Source organism: Rhodoferax sp. GW822-FHT02D07 (genome assembly GCF_058802405.1).
Genome location: NZ_JBXAOD010000005.1, coordinates 158,721 through 179,734, shown reverse-complemented (window position 1 = coordinate 179,734; position 21,014 = coordinate 158,721). Strand labels below are relative to the sequence as shown.

At 64.8% G+C, this 21,014-nt stretch carries 16 protein-coding genes; 4 read left to right on the top strand and 12 right to left on the bottom strand.

Features of this window, described 5'->3' with window-relative positions; genetic code table 11:
* Positions 1 to 4 precede the first annotated feature (4 nt).
* The 6 genes from AC1RNN_RS13410 to AC1RNN_RS13385 form a co-directional block, all read right to left on the bottom strand.
* Positions 5 to 1,087, bottom strand: a complete 1,083-nt coding sequence (locus tag AC1RNN_RS13410; protein ID WP_493089620.1) for an ABC transporter ATP-binding protein — start codon at positions 1,085 to 1,087, stop codon at positions 5 to 7.
* Between the two features lie 35 nt (positions 1,088 to 1,122).
* A complete protein-coding gene (locus AC1RNN_RS13405; RefSeq protein ID WP_493089621.1) occupies positions 1,123 to 2,022 on the bottom strand; it encodes a carbohydrate ABC transporter permease in 900 nt (299 codons plus the stop codon).
* Between the two features lie 13 nt (positions 2,023 to 2,035).
* Entirely contained in the window at positions 2,036 to 2,935 is a 900-nt protein-coding gene (locus AC1RNN_RS13400; protein ID WP_493089622.1) for a carbohydrate ABC transporter permease, read from the bottom strand.
* Positions 2,936 to 3,058: 123 nt separating this feature from the next.
* Positions 3,059 to 4,285: an ABC transporter substrate-binding protein gene (locus tag AC1RNN_RS13395; protein WP_493089623.1), complete on the bottom strand. Its 1,227-nt coding sequence runs from the start codon at positions 4,283 to 4,285 to the stop codon at positions 3,059 to 3,061.
* A 74-nt stretch (positions 4,286 to 4,359) separates the two neighbouring features.
* Positions 4,360 to 5,754, bottom strand: coding sequence for a GH1 family beta-glucosidase (locus AC1RNN_RS13390; RefSeq protein ID WP_493089624.1), 1,395 nt, complete (start codon positions 5,752 to 5,754; stop codon positions 4,360 to 4,362).
* A complete protein-coding gene (locus AC1RNN_RS13385; protein ID WP_493089625.1) occupies positions 5,751 to 6,914 on the bottom strand; it encodes a LacI family DNA-binding transcriptional regulator in 1,164 nt (387 codons plus the stop codon). Before AC1RNN_RS13385 ends, AC1RNN_RS13390 begins: the two co-directional genes overlap by 4 nt.
* A 215-nt stretch (positions 6,915 to 7,129) precedes the next feature.
* Between AC1RNN_RS13385 and AC1RNN_RS13380 the strand changes: the two genes are divergently transcribed.
* Positions 7,130 to 9,586 (top strand): beta-mannosidase, encoded by a 2,457-nt coding sequence (locus tag AC1RNN_RS13380; protein WP_493089626.1) that lies wholly within the window; start codon positions 7,130 to 7,132, stop codon positions 9,584 to 9,586.
* A gap of 69 nt (positions 9,587 to 9,655) precedes the next feature.
* On the opposite strand, the gene AC1RNN_RS13375 is transcribed toward AC1RNN_RS13380, so the two are convergent.
* A complete protein-coding gene (locus AC1RNN_RS13375) occupies positions 9,656 to 10,903 on the bottom strand; it encodes a YbiU family protein (protein WP_493089627.1) in 1,248 nt (415 codons plus the stop codon).
* A 145-nt stretch (positions 10,904 to 11,048) separates the two neighbouring features.
* Between AC1RNN_RS13375 and AC1RNN_RS13370 the strand changes: the two genes are divergently transcribed.
* Complete coding sequence (locus AC1RNN_RS13370) at positions 11,049 to 12,323, top strand: CaiB/BaiF CoA transferase family protein (protein ID WP_493089628.1); 1,275 nt, start codon at positions 11,049 to 11,051, stop codon at positions 12,321 to 12,323.
* On the opposite strand, the gene AC1RNN_RS13365 is transcribed toward AC1RNN_RS13370, so the two are convergent.
* Complete coding sequence (locus AC1RNN_RS13365; RefSeq protein ID WP_493089629.1) at positions 12,320 to 13,594, bottom strand: glycoside hydrolase family 125 protein; 1,275 nt, start codon at positions 13,592 to 13,594, stop codon at positions 12,320 to 12,322. The genes AC1RNN_RS13370 and AC1RNN_RS13365 overlap by 4 nt on opposite strands.
* Before the next feature lie 70 nt (positions 13,595 to 13,664).
* The gene (locus AC1RNN_RS13360) at positions 13,665 to 14,618 is read right to left on the bottom strand and encodes a LysR family transcriptional regulator (RefSeq protein WP_493089630.1); all 954 of its coding nucleotides are present in this window, start codon (positions 14,616 to 14,618) and stop codon (positions 13,665 to 13,667) included.
* A 121-nt stretch (positions 14,619 to 14,739) separates the two neighbouring features.
* Here AC1RNN_RS13360 and AC1RNN_RS13355 point away from each other — a divergent pair, with 121 nt between their 5' ends.
* Positions 14,740 to 15,408, top strand: coding sequence for an NADPH-dependent F420 reductase (locus tag AC1RNN_RS13355; protein ID WP_493089631.1), 669 nt, complete (start codon positions 14,740 to 14,742; stop codon positions 15,406 to 15,408).
* Between the two features lie 20 nt (positions 15,409 to 15,428).
* Here AC1RNN_RS13355 and AC1RNN_RS13350 read toward each other — a convergent pair whose 3' ends face one another.
* Both AC1RNN_RS13350 and AC1RNN_RS13345 read right to left on the bottom strand, forming a co-directional pair.
* Positions 15,429 to 17,390: an ATP-binding cassette domain-containing protein gene (locus AC1RNN_RS13350; RefSeq protein ID WP_493089632.1), complete on the bottom strand. Its 1,962-nt coding sequence runs from the start codon at positions 17,388 to 17,390 to the stop codon at positions 15,429 to 15,431.
* A gap of 313 nt (positions 17,391 to 17,703) precedes the next feature.
* Complete coding sequence (locus AC1RNN_RS13345; protein ID WP_493137440.1) at positions 17,704 to 18,843, bottom strand: GGDEF domain-containing protein; 1,140 nt, start codon at positions 18,841 to 18,843, stop codon at positions 17,704 to 17,706.
* Positions 18,844 to 18,957: 114 nt separating this feature from the next.
* Here AC1RNN_RS13345 and AC1RNN_RS13340 point away from each other — a divergent pair, with 114 nt between their 5' ends.
* On the top strand, positions 18,958 to 19,827 hold the full coding sequence (locus AC1RNN_RS13340) for a pirin family protein (RefSeq protein WP_493089634.1): 870 nt from the start codon (positions 18,958 to 18,960) through the stop codon (positions 19,825 to 19,827).
* A 3-nt stretch (positions 19,828 to 19,830) separates the two neighbouring features.
* On the opposite strand, the gene AC1RNN_RS13335 is transcribed toward AC1RNN_RS13340, so the two are convergent.
* Positions 19,831 to 20,907, bottom strand: a complete 1,077-nt coding sequence (locus tag AC1RNN_RS13335; RefSeq protein WP_493089635.1) for a tartrate dehydrogenase — start codon at positions 20,905 to 20,907, stop codon at positions 19,831 to 19,833.
* Positions 20,908 to 21,014 lie beyond the last annotated feature (107 nt).

Here is a 21,014-nt window from a genome sequence, read left to right as displayed (position 1 = left end):
TCCTTTAAATGCGTTGTTCGCCGTCCCCCTGGAAGATGGATGCACGGCTGCAGTCCACGGACAGGCCCAAGTTGGCGCCAGCCTGGTACTGGGTGGCGCTTTCGGTATGGATGCTCAGGGTCTGGCCCTGGCAATCCACCCAGAGGATCTGGTGGGCGCCCATGGGTTCAATGAGTTTGATTTTGCCCGCAATGGCGCCCGCACTTTCGCTGGCTGCGATCTGGATGTGCTCGGGGCGTATGCCCAGGATCACATCCTGGCTTTGGGTGGACGTGGACTGGAAGGGGTAGGCCGAGACGTCCAGGGCGAATTCACCTGCGCGCACGGTGCTGCGCCCGCCCGAGGTGTCCAGCGTGCCCCTGATGAAGTTCATGCTGGGCGAGCCGAGGAAGCCCGCGACGAAGACGTTGCTGGGCTGACCGTAGACCACGGCCGGGGTGTCGATCTGCTGGATCTTGCCGTGGCGCATCACGGCGATGCGGTCGGCCAGTGTCATGGCCTCCACCTGGTCGTGCGTCACGTAAATCATGGTGGCGCCCAGGTTCTGGTGCAGCTCCTTGAGTTCGCGGCGCAGTTCGGCGCGCAGCTTGGCATCGAGGTTGGAGAGCGGCTCATCGAACAGGAAGACCTTGGCATCGCGCACCAGCGCCCGGCCAATGGCGACGCGCTGGCGCTGGCCACCGGAGAGCTGCGAGGGACGGCGCTTGAGCAGGTCCTTGAGTTGCAGCATGTCGGCGGCGCGGTTCACGCGTTTTTCGATCTCCGCCTTGTCCACGCCAGCCACACGTAGGCCAAAGGACATGTTGCGCTCCACATTCATGGTGGGATAGAGCGCGTAGGACTGGAACACCATGCCGATGTCGCGGTCCTTGGGGTCGGCCCAGGTGACGTCCTTGTCGCCAATGATGATCTGGCCATCGTTGACGTCGTAGAAGCCGGCAATGGAGTGCAGCAGGGTGGATTTGCCGCAGCCCGAGGGGCCCAGCAGCACGAGGAATTCGCCTTCCTGCACATCCAGATTCATGGATTTGAGGATGCTGTTGCCTCCCAGGACGATGTCGAGATCTTTGATATGGACGCTGGCCATGATGATTTCTTTGTGGTGTAGGTTGAAAGAGAAGCTCAGCCCTTGACGGCGCCGGCAGCAATGCCACGGACAAACCAGCGGCCCGAGAAGAAGTAGATGGCCAGCGGCACCAGCGAGGTGAGGATGGTCGCGGCCATGTCGATGTGGTAGCGGCGTTCGCCGAAGGTGGTGTTGACCAGGTTGTTGAGCTGCACGGTCATGGGGTAGTTGTCCTTGCCCGCAAAGATCAGGCCGAACAGGTAGTCGTTCCAGATGCCGGTGACCTGCAGGATGGTCGCCACTATGAGCATGGGCGTGGCCATGGGCAGCATCAGTTGCAGGAAGATGCGCCAGAAGCCGCCACCGTCAATGCGCGCGGCCTTGAACAGCTCTTGTGGCACCGACACGTAGTAGTTGCGGAACAGCAGCGTAAGCACCGGCATGCCGAAGATGCAGTGCACCAGCAGGATGGCCCAGTAGGTGTTGTAGAAGCCGCCCATGCGGAACCAGGACACCAGCGGGTAGATCATGACCTGGAAAGGCACGAAGGCACCCAGCATGAGGATGGCAAACAGCCAGTCGCCCCATTTGGACCGCCAGAAGCTCAGGGCATAGCCATTGAGGGCACCCAGAAAGACGGACAGCACCGTGGCCGGCAGCACCAGGCGGACCGAGTTCCAGAAGCCGCCCTGGATGCCTTCGCAGGCCACAGAGATACAGGCGGTGGACCAGGCTTCCAGCCAGTTGCCGAACTGGGGGCTGCTGGGCCAGGCAAACAGAAGGGCTTCGCGCACTTCGGGTCCCGTTTTCAGGGACGTGATGACCATCACATAGAGAGGCAGCAGGAAAAAGGCAGAAACGCTGACGAGGAAGGCATACACCCCCAGACGGGCTGGTGTGAAGGCACTGCGGCGGGGACGGGGTGCCTTGGGGGGCAGGGAAACAGTGGAAGTCATGGCGGGTGTTCCTTCAGTGACCGGCGTTCAGGCGGGCCTGGACTTTGGAACGCCAGTACAGCAGTGGCGTGAGCACAGTGAAGACCGTGATGAGCATGACGACAGAGGCGGCAGACGCCAACGCAATGTTGTTGCGCTCGAACAGGTGGTCGATGATGAATTTGGCGGGCACTTCACTGGCGTCACCCGGGCCGCCGCGCGTCATGACGGCGACCACATCGAAGGTGCGCACCAGCGCCACGGCGAGCAGAACGAAGGAGGTCGCAAAGGCCGGGCCGATTTGGGGCAGCACGATGCTCCAGTAGTAGCGTGGCTTGGAGACGCCTTCCAGCTGGGCGGCTTTCCATTGCTCTTCGTCCACGCCGCGCAGGGCGGCCAGGATGATGGCCATGGTGGTGCCTGAGCCTTGCCAGACCATGGCGATGCCCACCGCGTAGATCACCAGATCCTGTCGGGTGGTCCAGTCGAACACGAAGGATTCCCAGCCGAGTTCGCGGAACGCATGCTGCAGCCCCAGGCCAGGGTTAAACAGCCACTGCCAGATCAGGCCGGTGACCACAAAGCTCATGGCGAAAGGGTAGAGAAAAATCGTACGGAACCAGCTCTCGCCCTTAATGCGCTGGTCAATGAAGATGGCCATCAGGGTGCCCAGCACGATCACGCCTCCGATGTAGACCACGGCGAGGATGCCCATGTGTTGGAGGGACACCATCCAGCGGTCGGTGTTGAACAGGCGTTCGAACTGCGCGAAGCCAGCCCAGTCATCCTTGGGCAGCATGCGGGAATTGGAAAACGAAATCCGGATACTCCACAGCACTGAGCCTATGTAGGCGAGCAGGGTGGTAATGGCCAGCGGCAGCAGGGCGGCATTGAGCGCCAGATGGAAGCGGCGTGGTCGTGAACTTCGTGCCATGGTGTAAATCTCAGGTCAGTCAACCGTTCGACTGGGCAAGCACTGCCTGCCCAGTCGAACTTTCTCGAAACAGGAAGAGACCGGAGTCGTTGCACACAGGTGCAGCGCCCCGGTCCACGGCCCTTACAGCTTCAGTGCTGCTGCGACAGCCTTGACGGCATCGTCAGCGGACTGGTTGGAGTTCCAGTACTTGCTGATGGCGTCTTCGAACGCACCCTTGACGTCAGGCGACAGCAGGTCGTCAATACCTTCAATCAGGCGGTTTTCCTTCACAGCCTTCACACCTTGTGCTGCGCAGATGTCCACACCGCTCAGGTCCACATCGGTACGGATGGGGATGGAGCCCTTCTTGTTGTTGAAGGCCACCTGGATGGCGGGAGAGATCATCATCTCAGCCAGCTTCTTCTGGGTTTCAGCGCTGCCTGCAGCCTTGTTGCGGGGGAACACGAACACGTCACCACCGATGGAGTAGGGGCTGTTGGCGCCACCGGCCATGAAGCAGCCGAAGTCCTTGCCGGCAGCCTTGTTGGCGTTGATGAACTCGCCCTTGGCCCAGTCACCCATCATCTGGAAGCCGGCCTTGCCGTCGATCACCATGCCGGTGGCCAGGTTCCAGTCGCGGCCAGGAGAGCCGGGGTCGACGTAGGACTTCAGCTTCTTGAAGTTTTCCACGGCCTTCTTGAAGCCCGGGCCGGAGACGTCCTTGTTCTTCAGGGTCTTGAGGTACAGCTCGCGGCCACCGGTGGCGATCAGGATGGAGCGGAAGGTGATGTTTTCCTGCCAGCCTTGGCCACCCAGTGCCAGGGGTGTCACGCCCGTGGCCTTGACCTTGTCCAGTGCAGCGAAGAACTCGTCCAGGTTGGACGGGTCCTTGGTCACGCCGGCCTTGGCCAGCACCGCCTTGTTGTACCAGATCCAGTTTTCGTTGTGCAGGTTCACGGGCACGGCGTAGTAGTGGCCGTTCACCTTTACCTGGCTCTTGATCTTCTCGGGCAGGATCTTGTCCCAGTTGCCCTTGGCGGCCACGTCATCGAGGTTGTTCAGCAGACCTTCCTTGATGATTTCTTCGTACTGCTTGCCATAGTTGAACTGGGCAGTCATTGGAGGATCACCACCGATGGTGCGGTTGATGATCACGGTACGGGCTTGCGCGCCGCCGCCGCCGGCCACAGGGGTATCCACCCAGGTGCCGCCAGCCTTGGTGTAGGCCGCAGCGAATTCCTTGATGGCTGCGGCTTCACCGCCGGAGGTCCACCAGTGGATCACTTCCGCCTTCTGTGCATGGGCCGCGCCCATCAGGCCCATGGTGGCTACGCAGGCTGCCAGGGCATGTTTTTTCAAGATGCTCATTTTTGTCTCCTCTAAGTTGGGCAACATGCCCGTTACAAACGGTCCGGCGGGCGTGATTACCCACCGGTTCCGGATCAAGACCCCCGCCGGAGGGCCAGGAACGCCTGCAAGGCCTGGCCGCTGCGTTTCAGCGTCCGGACCTGTGTTTCGTAATCCACGTGCGTGATGCCAAATCGGCGCTCATAGCCGAATGCCCACTCGAAGTTGTCCATCAAGGACCACGCAAAGTAACCCCGCACATCCACACCCGCATCGATGGCACGTGCCACCGCAGCAAAGTGCGACTTCATGAAGCGCATGCGCTGCTCGTCCACCACCTCGCCGTTGACCACGGCGTCGTCCGAGGCCATGCCGTTTTCGGTGATGTAGATGGGCGGCAGCCGGTCGTACTGCGACTTGAAACGGCGCAGCAGGTCTTCCAGCCCCTGGGGGTAGACCTCCCAGCCCATCTGGGTGCGCTCCACGCCGGACAGTGGCGTATCGACAAAGCCGGTTCCACCATCGCTGCGCAGGTTGGAGCGGAAGTAGTAGTTGATGCCCAGGAATTCCATGGGGCGGCTGATGATGTCCATGTCGCCGTCCAGCACCAGGGGCTCCGTGCCGGGCCACAGCTGGAACAGTTCCTCGGGGTAGCTGCCCTTGAGCAGGGGCTGCAGGATCCAGTCGTTGTGCTGCACTTCGTAGCGGCGTGCGGCCACGCGGTCAGCCTCGGTGTTGCCATCGGTGGTGCCACGGCCCACGTTGGCGACGATGCCGCGCAGCGCGCCGGGGTCGTTGGCTTTGAGGATGGGCAGCGCCAGACCATGGCCCAGCAGCAGGTGGTGCAGGGCCTGGGTCGCCCAGCGGGTGTTGCTCAGGCCGGGGGCGTGGTGGCCGTTGCCGTAGCCCAGGAAAGCGGAGCACCAGGGTTCGTTGAGCGTGGCCCAGCCGGTGACCAGGTCCTTGAACTCGCTGCTTACCAGGTCGGCGTACTCGGCAAAGCGGTAGGCGGTGTCGCGGTTGAGCCAGCCGCCGCGGTCTTCCAGGTGCTGGGGCAGGTCCCAGTGGTAGAGCGTCACAAAGCGCTGGATGCCTTTGTCGGCAAGGCGCGTCAGCAGCTTTTTGTAGAAATCCAGGCCCTTGCGGTTGGGCGTGCCATCGGCGTGCATGACGCGGGGCCAGGCGATGGAGAGGCGGTAGGCGTCGACACCGATGGACTCGATCAGGTCCACGTCCTCGCTCCAGCGGTGGTAGTGATCGCAAGCACCGTCACCCGTATCACCGTTAAGCACTTTGCCGGGGGTGGCGGAAAACGTGTCCCAGATGCTGGGCAGGCGGTCGTCTTCGGCAATCGCGCCCTCGATCTGGTAAGAGGCGGTGGCCACGCCCCAGACAAACTCGGGTCGGGACATCAGGGAAGCGGCAGGGGGCGCAACAAGCGCCGCCAGTGCTTGGGTGTCGGCGGCGGTGCGGGTCGTTTGGCTGGTCATGAAAAAGGCTCCGTGGATGGCGCGACACCGTCGCCCTGGGCGAAGGGAATCCCCCGTCGGGCAGAATTTGGAACCGGTTCCGCGTTAGAGCCGAATTGAAACACTGCTAAATCTCTTTGCTTATCAGCACTTTCCCTTAGTAACCCGCCGTAACGCAATTCGCACGGCAGGACGCGCTGCAGTGCCTCCACCGGCTCGCCCTGGATGCGGCGCAGCAGGAAGTCGCACAGCGTGCTGGCCACCGTGCGGATGTCCAGGAACAGCGTGGGCGGCGGCGGGAACATATAGCTGCTGATGGAGGCGCCATCGCGTGAAACCAGTTCCACGTCTGTTCCAGGCGTGCGGCCAGCGTCCCGCAGGCCGGCCATGACGCCCAGGGTGGAAATCTCGTTGGCGCAGACGAAGCCGGTGGGCGCATTGGCCATGCCGGCCAGTCCGTAGGCGATGGCGCGCGCCACGCGCGCGTCTTGCACGCCCTCGCACAGCAGCGCCGGGTCCACAGGTAACCCGGCCTGCCTGAGCGCCGCCCAGTAACCACGCCTGCGCTGCAGCGCGTAGGTGTAGGCCAGCGGCGGGCTGATCAGTGCGATGCGGCGGTGGCCGCGCTGGATCAGGTGCTGCGTGGCCAGAAAGGCGGCGTGCTCGTTGTCGGCATCCACATAGGGGTGCTCGGACACCAGCTCCGTGCGACCGAAGGTGACGAAGGGAAAGTTGTGCTCCAGCAGGTAGCGCACGCGCGGGTCCTGCGGCTGGGTGGTGTCGAGCACGATGCCGTCGGCCAGGCGGCCTTTCACGATGCGGCGTATGGCTGGCAGCGGGTCCTCGGTGGCGGTGTTCCAGGGAACGATTTGCAACTGGTAGGGCGTGCCCGCCAGGCTGCTGGCAATGGTCTCGATCTGCGCGGCGACGATGCCATCGGGCACGTCCTGCATGGGCGCCACGGCCTTTTGGTAATAGAGCTGGAAGGTGCGGCCCGTGCGCAGCTTCACACCCCGCAGATCGGGTTCGTAACCCGCGGCCTGGGCAGCCTGGCGCACGGCCTTGACCGTGTCTGCGCTGACATCGGGCGCGCCCTTGAGTGCTTTGGAAACGGTGGAAACGGAGAGTCCCAAGCCTTGGGACAGGCTCTTGAGGGTGGGGCGGTTCTTGGGCAAGGCCATGCAGTTGCAGCGGATAGAGTTTCGAAAACGTTATCGTACTGAATGAATGACTGGGTCTGAAAGGCGAAACATTAACGAAGTATTAAGCCAATAATTGAAGAGAATTAGCACTGTGCCAATGCTGGATTACCCTCGTAACCACCTTGTTTCGGTTTTCGAAAACGTTTTTTATTTTTAAACTCCGGCGCTTCATTCACTTTTGCGCAAAGCACGCCATGAACCGCATTGCTTCCATTCCCGCCGACCTCCCCCGCGTGCACACCGTGGACCTAGCGAGCCTCTGGCAGCTCGCGGATGCGGAGGGTCAGCACGAATGCGCGATAGCGGTTCCAGGCGATGTCCACTCGGCGTTGCTCGCACACGGTGCCATCCCTGATCCCTACTTCGGGGCCAACGAACATGTGGTTCAGTGGGTGGCGCACCGCGACTGGGTGTTGCGCCGCAGCTTTGACATACCCGCCGATCTGCAGGGCCGCTGGGTGCTGACGCTGGACCAGGTGGACTGCCTGGCCAGCGTCTGGCTCAACGGCGAGAAAGTGGCCGCGCTTGAAAACCAGTTCCGCCGCCACCGGTTGGACGTGACGGCCCAGCTGCGCAGCGGCAGCAACGAACTGAAGATCGTGTTGCACGACGCCTTTGCCGAGGCCCACAAGCGCCACGACGAACACCGTTTCCCTCTGCCCTGGGATTTCAACGGTGACCGCAAGGCCCCGGTGAACCTGCTGCGCAAAACCCAGTGCGCCGCCGGCTGGGACTGGAACCTCAGCCTCATGCCCTTGGGCCTCTATGGCGAGGTGCAGCTGCAGTGCGTGCCTGTGGCGCAGGTGGAGCACATCGCCGTACACCAGACGCACGGTGACCAGGGCGTCGAGGTTGTGGTGGCGGTGGACACCCGCGTGGCCCAGGCCGGCGTGGCGCAACTGGTGGTTCGCTTCAACGGCGAAGAACGCGTGCTCCAGGTCCACCTGGCCCCCGGCCAGACGCAGCACCGCGAAACCTTCGTGGTGGAGGCCCCGCGCCTCTGGTGGCCCGCCGGTCAGGGGGCGCAGCCGCTGTACCCGCTGGAGGTGGTGCTGGACGGCGTGGTGCACACGCGCCGCATCGGCCTGCGCACCATCGCGCTAGTGACCGAGCCCGACGCCGTGGGCACCACCATGAAACTGCGCGTCAACGGCCGCGACATCTTCGCCAAAGGCGCCAACTGGATTCCGGCTGACGCACTGCCGGGCCGCATCACCGAAGCCGCGGTGCGCCCGCTGCTGCAGTCGGCACGCGATGCGCACATGAATATGGTCCGCGTCTGGGGCGGTGGCAACTACGAGACCGAGTTTTTCTACGACCTCTGCGACGAGCTGGGCCTGTTGGTTTGGCAGGATTTCATGTTCTCCTGTATGCACTACCCGTCCACGCGCGACTTTCTGGCCGAGGTGAAGCAGGAGGCCGAATACCAGGTGCGCCGCCTGCAACACCGCGCCAGCGTGGCGCTCTGGTGCGGCGACAACGAAATCATCGGCGCCCTGGGCTGGTACGACGACGCCAAGGCCAACCGGGACCGCTATCTGGTCAACTACGACCGCCTGAACCGCCTGCTGGCCGAAGCCGTGGAAGACCACGACCCGGCACGCCGCTTCTGGCCGTCGTCTCCCTCGCTGGGCGAGCTGGATTTTGCCGACGGCTGGCACTGCGACACGCGCGGCGACCTGCACTTCTGGGACGTCTGGCACTCGGCCAAGCCCTTCGAGCACTACCGCACGGTGAAGCCCCGCTTTGCCAGCGAATTCGGCTTCCAGTCCTTCCCGTCGTCGTACACGGTGGAGAGCTTCACCGAGCCGGCGGACCGCAATGTCTCCTCCCGCGTGATGGAGGTGCACCAGCGCAACAAGGGCGGCAACGCGCGCATCGTGGAGACCATGACGCGCTACTTCCTCTTTCCGAGCGACTTTGACCAGCTCATCTACGTCTCGCAAATCCAGCAGGCCCTAGCCATGCAGACCGCCATCGACTCCTGGCGTTCACTGAAACCACGTTGCATGGGCACGCTGTACTGGCAGCTCAACGACACCTGGCCCGTGGCCTCGTGGTCCAGCATCGAGTACGGTGGTCGCTGGAAGGTGTTGCAGTACTTGGCCCGCAACTTCTACGCGCCCATCAGCGTGGTGGCCGCGCCGCAGGACGGCGAGGGCAAATTTGCCGTGGTAGCGGTGAGCGATGAGCCCGTGAGCCAGGCCCTGCAGGTGCAGGTGGTGGCCGTGCAGGTGGGCAGCGGCGCCGAGCGCACGCTGTGGAGCGGTGCCGTGGCGCTGACCCATGAGGCGGCGCAAACGCTGACCGTGCTGGACGACGCGCAGGTGGCCGAGCACGAGTTTGTGCAGATCCGCTGGACGACCGAGGGCGGTGCGCACAGGGGCTACCGCGATCACCTTGTGCGCCCCTACAAGGACACGCCCTTGGACGCAGCACCCGTACAACTTACTCTGGTTGACGGTCACACGGTCAGGGTGCAAAGCCCGCAGACCAGTTTCTTTGTCTGGCTGGAGACGCCGCTGGCAGGGCGCTTTGAGGACAACGCCTTCACCCTGCTGCCCGGGCAGGTGTGCGAGCTGCGCTGGCTGGGTGCGCAGCCGCTGGATGGGGGGGCGCTGCGCGTGCGCCATCTGGCCCAGTCCTATTGATGTTTAAGGCCTCCAGCCCGCTTGGAATGTGCGCGAGCAGCTACTGAATCAATAGCAAATTGCCGCGCTTCACCAGGGCTTGAGCCCCATCTGCCGCAGGCCCAGCTCGCTGAGGTCGGCGGCGGTGGCGCGGCCGGCAAAGTCCAGCTCGTAGTTCTCGGGTGCAAAGTCCGGGCTGCTGTGACCGCTCAGGAAGGCCTCCGCCTGCTTGGGCAGGAAGGCCGCGTTCTTGGCGCAGTAAGGTGCTGCGCCGATGTAGATCACATTGCTGTAGCCGCTGCCCCGGTGCTGGTCTTCCACCGAGTGGATGGTGTCCGAGTGCCACCAGACGGTATCGCCCGGCTCCACCACCGGGATGGACACCTCGCCTTCCAGCAGCGTGGCATGCCACTGCGGGCTGGCGCTTAGGGCCCGGCCGGGTTGGGCGCCGCACAGGTCGTCCGGCGGCACATCGTCCAAGAGCGCGCGCAACAGCATCCAGGCCATCCCCTTGGCAATGGGCACCAGCTTGAGCGTGCCGTCACCCGGACCCTGGCGGCTCAGTGCTGTCCAGCCCTGGAAGGTGCGGAACACACTGGCCACGGCGGGCGAGGGGATCTCGTGCGTCTGGTCGCGCCCTTGCGCACGGAAGGGGTCGTAGGCCATCACGTCGCCAAAAAACACCTCGTGGTAGACCCGATGAAAGCTGGGCTCGCACCAGCGTTCCACCGAGCCCGCGTCCGCATGCGGCGACAGGCCCAGGCTGGTGGCACCGGGCGCACGGCGGCGCAGGCGGTCGGCGTAGGTGCATTCGCGGTCGGGGTCGAACACCGGGCCGGCCGGGCCGCGGTACTGCCACAGCCGGTTGAGGAAAGCGCGGGCCTGTGCCAAGTGCGGATGTTGGCGCGCCTGCATCTGCGGCTTGGACCAGTAGAGGCTGAAGATCTGCGGCGCGCCGGACTGCAGGGCGCTGAAGTACTTGTCCAGCCCGGCCTTGCTTTGCGCCTGGCCCAGGTAGTCCACGGCCTCGATGTAGCGGCCTATGTCCTCGTTCCACTGCGTGATCTGCTGCGGATCGAACACCCCGCGCAGCACCACGCAGCCGCGCCGCCGGATCTGCTGGCGCTGCGCTTCGCTCACCTTGCCTGCCTGTACATCGGCAAACTGCAGCGTGGGTACGGCGCCGCCTTCCGCCTGCTCGGCGCGGATGGCGGCCACTTCGTCGCGCACATACTGGTCGATGCGTGCAAAGCGCGCGTGCAGATCGGGAATCCGGGCGCGCAAGTCAGCCTTGGCGTCGATGATGGCTTGGGGAACGTTGTGCATCCATGCCTGCATGGTGGGTGTCTCCTGCGGTGCAGAACGGGATTCTGGGTGAGGTCTTTTTGGAACCCAGTATAGGAAGCCCGCTTGGCCTTGGACATGCGGGCCAACCCGCGCTGTGCAGCTATGCTTGTGCATCACCGATTCCGGAATCCGCTCTATGACCGCTGCTTCCCCTTCCTCCCCCGGCGCCAAGGCCGGCGCCCTGAGTCACCTCAAGGTGCTGGACCTCTCCCGCGTGCTCGCCGGTCCCTGGTGCACGCAGATGCTGGCCGACCTGGGCGCCGATGTGGTCAAGGTGGAGCGCCCAGGGGCCGGTGACGACACGCGCCACTGGGGCCCGCCCTTTCTGCAGGACGCGCGCGGCCACGACACGGCGCACGCCAGTTACTTCACCGCCTGCAACCGCAACAAGCGCTCCATCACCATCGACATCGCCCAGGCCGAAGGCCAGGCCCTGATCCGCCAGATGGCGGCGCAGAGCGACATCCTGGTGGAGAACTTCAAGGTGGGTGGCCTGGCGCACTACGGGTTGGACTACGCCAGCCTGAAAGAGGTGAACCCCAAGCTCATTTACTGCTCCATCACCGGCTTCGGCCAGGACGGGCCCTACGCCGAGCGCGCGGGTTACGACCTGATGGTGCAGGCCATGAGCGGCATGATGAGCATCACCGGCCAGCCCGACGGCGCACCCGGTGCCGGCCCGCAGCGTGCGGGTGTGGCCATCACCGACGTGTTCACCGGCATCTACGCCACCAGCGCCATCCTCGCCGCACTGGAAATGCGACACCGCACCGGCCAGGGTCAGCACATCGATATGGCCCTTTTGGATGTAGGCATGGCCATCCTGGCCAACCAGGCCGCGGGTTTTCTCAACACCGGCAAAGTGCCGCAGCGCATGGGCAACGCCCACCCCAGCCTGGTGCCCTACCAGGACCTGCCGACTGCCGACGGCGCCATGCTGCTGGCGGTGGGCAATGACGGGCAGTTCGCCCGCTTCAGCGAGGCCGCAGGCCATCCCCAGTGGGCGCAGGACCCGCGCTTTGGCACCAACACCGAACGCGTGGCCCACCGCTCCACGCTGATCCCCATGATCAGCGAGGTCACCCGCACCCGCACCACCGCCGAATGGATTGCCCTGCTGGAGCACCGCGCCGTGCCCTGCGGCCCCATCAACACGCTGGATGAAGCCTTTGCCGACCCGCAGGTCCAGGCCCGGGGTTTGGTGCAAAAACAGCATCTGGCCCCCGCCATTACTGCGCAAACAGCTATTGAAAGCATAGCAACCGTGGCCAGCCCCTTGCGTCTGGGTGACGCGCCCGTGCAGCTGCGCTACGCGCCGCCCGCGCTGGGCGAACACACGGAGCAGGTACTGGCGGAACTGGGGCTGGACGCTGCGGCGATTGCCGCCTTGCGCGCGGCCAACGTGGTCTAGGCCTTGTTCAAGCCATAGGTCTCGATCAGCAGCTCCGCAAACAGGGTGTTCGCCCAGGCAAACCAGGGGCGGGTGAATTCCTCCGGCCGGTCGGGGTGGAAGCTCTCGTGCATCAGCCCCGTGCCGGCGTCGCAATCGCGCAGCATGGCAATCAGCGCCAGGCGCTCCTGGTGGTCGGACGAGGTCAGCCCCTGCATGGCCAGGCCTATGGGCCAGACATAGCCCGGCGGTGTGTGCGGGCTACCAATGCCCTGGGCACGGCTGCCTTGCTGGAAGTAGGGGTTGTCGCGGCTGAGCACAAAGCGGCGGGTGTTTTGCACCACCGGGTCGTCGGCCGGCGCGTAGCCCAGGTAAGACATGGACAAGAGGCTGGGCACATTGGCGTCGTCCATGAGATGGTGGTTGCCAAAGCCATCCGTTTCGTATGCGTAGATCTTGCCGTAGACCGGATGCAGCACCGTGCCATAGGCCTGGATGCCGTGGTCAATCTCTTCGGCCAGGGTTTCCAGCTCCGCCGCCAGTGCCGGGTCCTGCGTCACGGTGCGCAGGATCTCTGCGGTGTGCCGCAGCGCCACCACCGCAAACATGTTGGCCGGGATCAGGTAGCCGAATTCACACGCGTCATCGCTGGGCCGGAAGCCTGACCAGGTCATGCCCGTGTAGTTCACCGGCATGCCCAGGCCGCGGTTGCGCAAGGTGTCGCTTTGAACCGCGTGGGGGCGCTCGAATCGGTAGGGTGAATCTTCAAAATGCCGCTGTTCCGTACGGAACAGGGCGGCTACCGTGCGTACCGCCTGGAGCCAGCGCGCGTCAAACACGGTGCTCACGCCACTGCGCTTCCAGAACTGCCACGCCAGCTCCAGCGGGTAGCACAGCGAATCGACCTCGTACTTGCGTTCCCAGACCATGGGATGGCTCTCGGTCAGGTCACCGGGATGGCCGCCACCCGTGGGGCCTTTGTTGAAGGCATTGGCATAGGGGTCAAGCAGGATGCACTCCATCTGCCGGCGAATCAGGCCGGCGACGAGGTCTTGCACCTCGGGCACATCGGCCGCCAGCAGCAGGTAGTGCCGCACCTGGGCGGACGAGTCGCGCAACCACAGGGCGGGGATGTCGCCGGTGAACACAAAGGTGCTGCCGTCGTCCAGGCGCTCGGTCGTGGTCTCAATGGTGTTGAGCGCACAGGTGATGAACTGCGCCTGCAGCGCGGGGTCGGCGGGCAGGCGGCGTGCGGCCTGCGCGATGCGGTCGTGGAGCTGTTGGAGGTGCATGGGGAAACCATAGCATGGGCCAAGGCTCCAGCGCCCCCCGCCAGTTTCCGCCGGGTTACCAAGCCAGCGCCTAGATGCCCAGGGTGCGCAGTGTCTCGGGCGGCAGGTTCAGGGCCTCGGCCTTGGCCAGTTCCGCCAGCAGGTAGTCCACCGTCACGCGCACGCGTGGCGCCAGCAGGGCGCGGTGCGGGTACTGCAGGCTGACGACGCGGCTGCCGGGGTCGTGCAGATGGGGCAGCACGACCCGGAGTGCGCCGGAGCGCAGCTGGTCCCAGGCGTGGTGCACGCCGCACTGGGCAATGCCCAGCCCCTGCAGGGCCACGTCCACCGTGGCCTCGGGGTCGGAGAGCACGACCACCGCAGGCGTGGGCAGGCGTTCCTGCATGGTGCCATCGGCGTGCCGGAAGCGCCAGGGCGAGGTATTGCCGTTGAGAAAGCGCACCGCAATCAGCCGGTGCTCCGCCAGGTCGGCCACGCTGCGCGGCTCGCCATGTTCGGCCAGGTAGGCCGGGGAGGCCACCAGGAGCATGTGCAGCTTGCAGACCGGGCGCGCCACCAGGCTGGAGTCACGCGGTTCGCCGCCGCGCAGGCCCATGTCAAAGCCGTCGCGCACCAGGTCCACGCGCCGGTCTTCAAACTCGATTTCGGGCCGTAGCCCGGGGTGGGTGCGCAGCAGGCCCGAGAGCAGAGGCAGCAGGTAGCGGTGGCCCAGGCCGTGGCTGCAGGCAATGCGCACGCGCCCGCTGGCCTGCGCGCGCTGCGCGGCAATGCCGTCGATCGCCAGGTCCAGCGCGTCGATGGCATCGCGCGCGCCGTCCAGGAACAGCTCGCCCTCGTGCGTGAGCTGCAGGCTGCGCGTGGTGCGATTCATCAGGCGCAGGCCCAGCGCCGCCTCCAGCCCGGCCACGTTCTTGCCCACGGCGGCGGCTGAAATGCCCAGCACCCGCGCTGCCGCGGCAAAGCTGCCGCGGTCGGCCGCCTGCACAAAGGAGAGCATCGCTCTGACACGCTGGGTTGCATCCATGGACTGATTCTAAACATCAGGTTGTGAATGAACCTACCTTTCCTGCCATTCACGATGGGGCCGTGGCTCTCCAGAATTCGCCTGCCTCCCGCACTTTTGCGAACTTCAGAAAGGAAACACAATGAGCACCACTTCTTCCAACACCGTCGCCATCCTGGGCAATGGCGTCGTCGGCGTCGCCCTGGGCAAGGGCTTTGCCAGCCTGGGCTACCAGGTCGTCTTCGGCACCCGCGACGTCACCAGCGACAAGACCCGTGCCGCCCTGCAGGCCGTGCCCGGCGCCCGTGCGGCCAGCCCCGCTGATGCGGCCCAGGCCGGCGACTTTGCCGTGCTGGCCCTGCCGTTTGACGCGCTGGAGGCCGGCATCCGCGGCGCCGGCGTGCAGAACCTGGCTGGCAAGCTGGTGATTGAGACCACCAACCCGCTGGATTTTTCCACCGGCGCGCCGGTCTGGGCCCTGGGCCATAGCGACTCAGCCGGTGAGCGCGTGCAGCGCTGGCTGCCCGAGTCCCGGGTGGTCAAGGCTTTCAACATCATCACCGCCAGCCACATGGTCCATCCCCAGCTGCCCGATGGGCAGCCCGACATGTTCATCGCGGGTAACGACGCAGACGCCAAGGCCCGTGTGAGCGCATGGCTGGACGCTTGGGGCTGGCGTGCGCCGGTCGACATGGGCGGCATCGAGGCCAGCCGCCTGCTGGAGGCGCTGGCCATGCTGTGGATCCACTATGGCGTGCGCAACAACCACTGGACGCACGGCTTCAGCCTGCTGGGCCGCAAGCCGGCCTGAACCCGGCGATGGGCGGCGGCTTAGCTGCCGCCCAGCTGCTCCCAGCGCTCCAGCGCGGCCATCAGTTCGTCGTCGATCTGCGCGTTGCGCTGCGCGAGTTGCAGCGCACGTGCGTTGTCGCTGGCATAGAGGCTGCCGTCGGCAAGCGCCGCGGTGATCTCCTTCTGCTCGGCTTCCAGGGCGGCAATCGTCCCGGGCAGGGCGTCGAGTTCGCGCTGGTCCTTGAAGCTGAGCTTCTTGGCCTTGGCAGGCGCTGGCGCAGCAGGTGCCTTGGCGCTGACCTGGGCGACAGCTTGCTCCTGTTTTTGTAGCTGTTCGCGCTCGTAATTGAAGGGCTTGGCCGTGTTTTTGCCCTGGGCCGCGTTGATGGCGTTGGCGCGCTGGGTCTGGATCAGCCAGTCGCTCACGCCGCCTTCGTACTCGCGCCACTTGGCATCGCCTTCATAGGCAATGGTGCTGGTGACCACGTTGTCGAGGAAGGTGCGGTCGTGGCTGACGAGGAAGACGGTGCCGTCGTAGTTTTGCAGCAGGTCTTCAAGCAGTTCCAGCGTGTCGATGTCCAGGTCGTTGGTGGGTTCGTCCAGCACCAGCACGTTGGCCGGGCGGGCGAACAGGCGCGCCAGCAGCAGGCGGTTGCGCTCGCCACCGGAGAGGCTGCGCACGGGCGAGTTGGCGCGCGCGGGCGAGAACAAAAAGTCGCCCAGGTAGCTCTTGACGTGTTTGCGCTGGTTGCCGATCTCGATCCACTCGGAGCCGGGGCTGATGAAGTCTTCCAGCGTGGCGTCCAGGTTGAGCGCATTGCGCATCTGGTCAAAGTAGGCCACGGTCACGTTCGCACCCTGGCGCACCGTGCCCCAGGGGCTGTTGCCCGGTTCGGGTGCTGGTGCGTAGGCGGGCGCCGGGTCGGCCTTGATCTCGCTGAGGATAAGTTTGAGTAGCGTGGTCTTACCCGCGCCGTTGGGGCCCAGCAGGCCGATCTTGTCGCCGCGCAGGATGGTGGCGCTGAAGTCATCGACGATCTTGCGGTCCCCAAAGGTCTTGCTTACATGCGTGAGTTCGGCGACCAGCTTGCCGCTCTTGTCGCCACTGCTCACATCCATCTTCACGCTGCCCTGGGCGTTGCGGCGGGCTGCGTGCTCGGCGCGCAGTTCCTGCAGGCGCACGATGCGCGCGGTGGCGCGGGTGCGGCGGGCTTCCACGCCCTTGCGAATCCAGACTTCCTCCTGCGCCAGCAGCTTGTCGGCCTTGGCGTTGATGACGGCTTCTTGCGCCAGCTGCTCGGCCTTGTTGGTCACATAGGCGGCGAAGTTGCCAGGGTAGCTGGTGAGCTTGCCGCGGTCCAGCTCCACGATGCGGGTGGCCACGTTGTCGAGGAAGGAGCGGTCGTGGGTGATGGTGACGATGGCGCCCTTGAATTCCTTGAGCAGGCCTTCGAGCCATTCGATGGAGTCCAGGTCCAGGTGGTTGGTCGGTTCGTCCAGCAACAGCACATCGGGCTGTGCCACCAGCGCCTGGGCCAGGGCCACGCGCTTCTTGTTGCCGCCCGAGAGCGTACCCACCACGGCATCTGGGTCCAGGTGCAAGCGCTGCAGGGTCTCGGACACGCGCTGCTCCCAGTTCCAGCCGTCCAGGGTCTCGATCTCGCTCTGCATGGCGTCCAGGTCACCCTCGCCTGCGCAATACTGCTCAATCAGGCCGATAACCCGCTCCAAACCTGCGCGAACAGCTACGAAAATCGTAGCGTCTGCATCGAGCTGCGGCTCCTGCGCCACATAGGCGATGCGCACGCCGCCTTGCACCTGCAGGGTACCGTCGTCAGGCTTTTCCATGCCGCCCACGATTTTGAGCATGGACGATTTGCCTGCGCCGTTGCGGCCAATCAGGCCAACACGCTCCTGCGCTTCGAGGGAGAAATCAGCGTGGTCGAGCAGGGGGACATGCCCAAATGCCAGCTGGGCGTCGAGAAGGGTAATGAGTGCCATAGGGATCCGGTGTGACCCCCGATTATCCCAGTTGTAGTTTTTGCCATCGCTTGGCTGGGCTTGTGGCGAGGGCGGGTATGCGCTGCGGGCTTCAGAGGCGCTGCCCTTTGCCACATCAGCCCGCAGCGCATACCCACCCTCGCCTTGGTCGGCGGGAGGTTGCCACCTGGGGGGAGCTGGTATTCGACCCGTTGGCGCGCGACGTCCGTTTGGCGCTATGGGGTGGGGGCTGATGTGGCAAAGCGCAGCGCCTCTGAAGCCCCCGCCCCATAGTGCCAAACGGACCTCTCTCATAAGGAGGAACGCGGGTTGTTCAGACCACCCGGTTCCGCCCCCGCTGCTTGGCGAGGTAGAGCGCCTTGTCGGCCTCGGTGTAGAGATGGTCGAAGTCGTGCTTTTCGTCCGGGGTGGTGCTGGCCAGGCCAAAGCTGGCGGTGACCGGGATGCGCGTGCCCTCCCACTGCACGATGGAGGCCTCCAGCCGCGCGCGCAGCTTCTCGGCTAGCCGGCGCCCCGCCTCGGCCGAGGTGTTGGGGAGCAACACAATGAACTCCTCGCCTCCCAGCCGCCCCACCAAGTCCGTGCTGCGCACCGTGCTGCTGGCCAGCCCGGCCACATGGCGCAGCACGGCATCGCCGGCCGGGTGACCCCAGGTGTCGTTGATGCGCTTGAAATGGTCCAGGTCCAGCAGCAGGATGGTGGTGGCACTGCCCTGACGCTGGGCGCGCCGCAGCTCGCTGCGGCTCAGCTCCACAAAGGTATTGCGGTTGAACAGGCCGGTCAGCCCGTCCTGCCGGGTCAGGCGCTCCAGCTCCCGCTGCTTGCTTTGCAGCTCGGCATGGGCCTTCTCCAGCTGCGTCTGCTGCAGGGCGATGGTGGTGAACTTGCGCCACAACAACACCGACAGCGCCCAGCCCATCACACAGGCGGTCACCCCATTGAGCCGGTTGGAGAGCAGCAACTCCGGCACATGCTGGGTCCAGCCGATGGCCTTGTAGTAGACGACATACACCGCGAGGTACAGCCACGCCGCAGGTACAGGGCGCAGGTACAGGGCCAAGCTGACGCCCAGGCAGGCGATCAGAAAAGGCGTGATGTTGGGCGTGACCCACTGGTCCACACAGACCACGGCAATTGCGCTGAGCAGGATGAGCGTGCCCGCCAGCAGGCCCATGCTGCGGCCCGGCAGGCTGCGGTGCCCATGGCGCAGCAGGTGTGCGGCCCAAGTGCAGCCCAGAACACCCGTGCCCATGGCGGTGTGCACCAGTAACAGGCCCAGCTTCCAGCGGTAGGCGGAATCGCCAGCCGGAGACTGCAGGGCCAGCACCAGAAAGATCAGGGCGTGCAGGGCGTTGAGCCCGACCACCACAGGCCCCAGCCAGCGCAGACGCTGCAGGTTGGCGGCAGCGGCTTCATCTTCCACCAGCGTGTGTTCGGCACGCCAGCGATCCATCAACACGCGAAGATCTCGGAAATGGGGGCTGTTCATAGGGTAATCGGCCACTGTAGCAGAGCCATGTTGCTACGATGTATGGACAGCGCGCCGCTGCCCAGCCCAAGGACCTCCATGCCTGAACGCATCACCCCCCGCGCCCACGACCTGGGCGGCGGTTTCACCGTACGCCGCATCCTGCCTTCCATGCAGCGCCAGGCCGTCGGCCCCTTCGTCTTCCTGGACCATTTCGGCCCCGTCACCGCCCAGCCTGGCGACAACCATGACGTGCGCCCCCACCCCCACATCGGCCTGGCCACGGTGACCTATCTGTTCGAAGGCGCCATGATGCACCGCGACTCAACCGGCGTGGTGCAGCGCATCGAGCCCGGCGCCATCAACTGGATGACGGCGGGCCGCGGCATCGTGCACTCCGAACGCACGCCGGACGACCTGCGCAGCGTCACGCGCCGCAGCCACGGCTTCCAGCTCTGGTCGGCCTTGCCAGCGGAGCATGAAGAAGACGCCCCATCGTTCGCCCATACCCCAGCCTGCGCCATTCCTGAAGTACAGCTGCCGGGTGCCACGGTGCGCGTGCTCATCGGTACGGCCTTTGGCGCCACATCCCCCGTGGCCACGCTTTCGCCCACGCTGTACCTCGCGTTGGAGCTGGAAGCCGGAGCCCTGCTCACCATCCCCGATGCGGCGCAGGAGCGCGGCATCTATAGCGTGGACGGTCTGGTGGAAGTGGATGGTGAGTCGCTGTCGGCTGGCGAAATGCTGGTGCTGGAGAGCGGCAGCACGCCCACGCTGTGCGCCCGCGAGGCCACGCGCGTGATGCTGGTGGGTGGCGCGCCTTTGGGCCATCGCCACATGGTCTGGAACTTTGTCTCCAGTCGCAAGGAACGCATCCTGCAGGCGCAGGACGATTGGGAGGCCCAACGCTTTCCCAAAGTGCCGGGCGAGACTGAGTTCATCCCGCTGCCGGCACGGCGGCCCGGCTGAGATTCAGACAAGGCGCGCGATCGCCTGACCCACATCCGTGGTGCTTGCATGACCGCCCATGTCGGGCGTGCGGGGGCCGTGGGCCAATGTCAATTCGATGGCTCTGACGATGGCGTCGTGCGCCCGCGTGTAGCGTGGCGCGCCGTTGCCCAGAAAGTTCAGCATCATGGCGCCCGACCAGACCATGCCCACGGGGTTGGCGATGTTCTTGCCGTAGATGTCCGGTGCGGACCCATGCACGGGCTCGAACAGGGAAGGGAAGTTTCGCCGCGGGTTCAGGTTGGCCGAGGGCGCAATCGCAATGGTGCCCGCGCAGGCCGGGCCCAGGTCCGAAAGAATGTCGCCAAACAGGTTCGAGGCCACCACCACATCGAAGCGTTCAGGGCTCAGCACAAAGCGCGCCGCCAAGATGTCGATGTGATACTGGTCCCAGCGCACGTCGGGGAAGGACTTGGCCATTTCCTGGACCCGCTCATCCCAGTAGGGCATGCTGATGGCCATGCCGTTGGATTTTGTGGCGGAAGTCAGGTGCTTCTTAGGCCGTTTGCGGGCCAGCTCAAAGGCGTAGTGCAGGATGCGGTCCACCCCCTTGCGGGTGAACACGGATTCCTGCAGCACGGTTTCCCGTTCCGTGCCCTCGAACATGCGTCCGCCAAGGGCGGAATACTCACCCTCGGTGTTCTCGCGCACCACATAGAAGTCGATATCTCCCACGGCCCGGTTGGCCAGCGGGCAGGGGACACCCGGCATGAGTCGCACGGGCCGCAGGTTCACATACTGGTCGAATTCGCGCCGGATCTTGAGCAGCGAACCCCAGAGCGATATGTGGTCCGGAACCACATCCGGTGCGCCCACGGCGCCGAAGTAGATGGCGTCAAAGCCTTTGAGTTGTTCAAACCAGTCCAGAGGCATCATGCGCCCGTGTTGCTGGTAGTAACCGCAGTGGGCCCAGTCGAAATGGGTGAACTCCAGGGCAATGTCGAATTTGCTGGCTGCGGCCTGGACCACCCGTAGACCTTCCGGCATCACCTCATTGCCAATGCCGTCACCGGCCAACACGGCGATCTTGTGAACCTGCATCTTGCTGCGCTCTCTTTCTTTTGCTGGGTTTTTGGGCTCCCGGCGCAGTGCAAGACCGGGATACGCAAGCGTAGAAAGATCACAGAATTTCTACAATTCATTGAAAT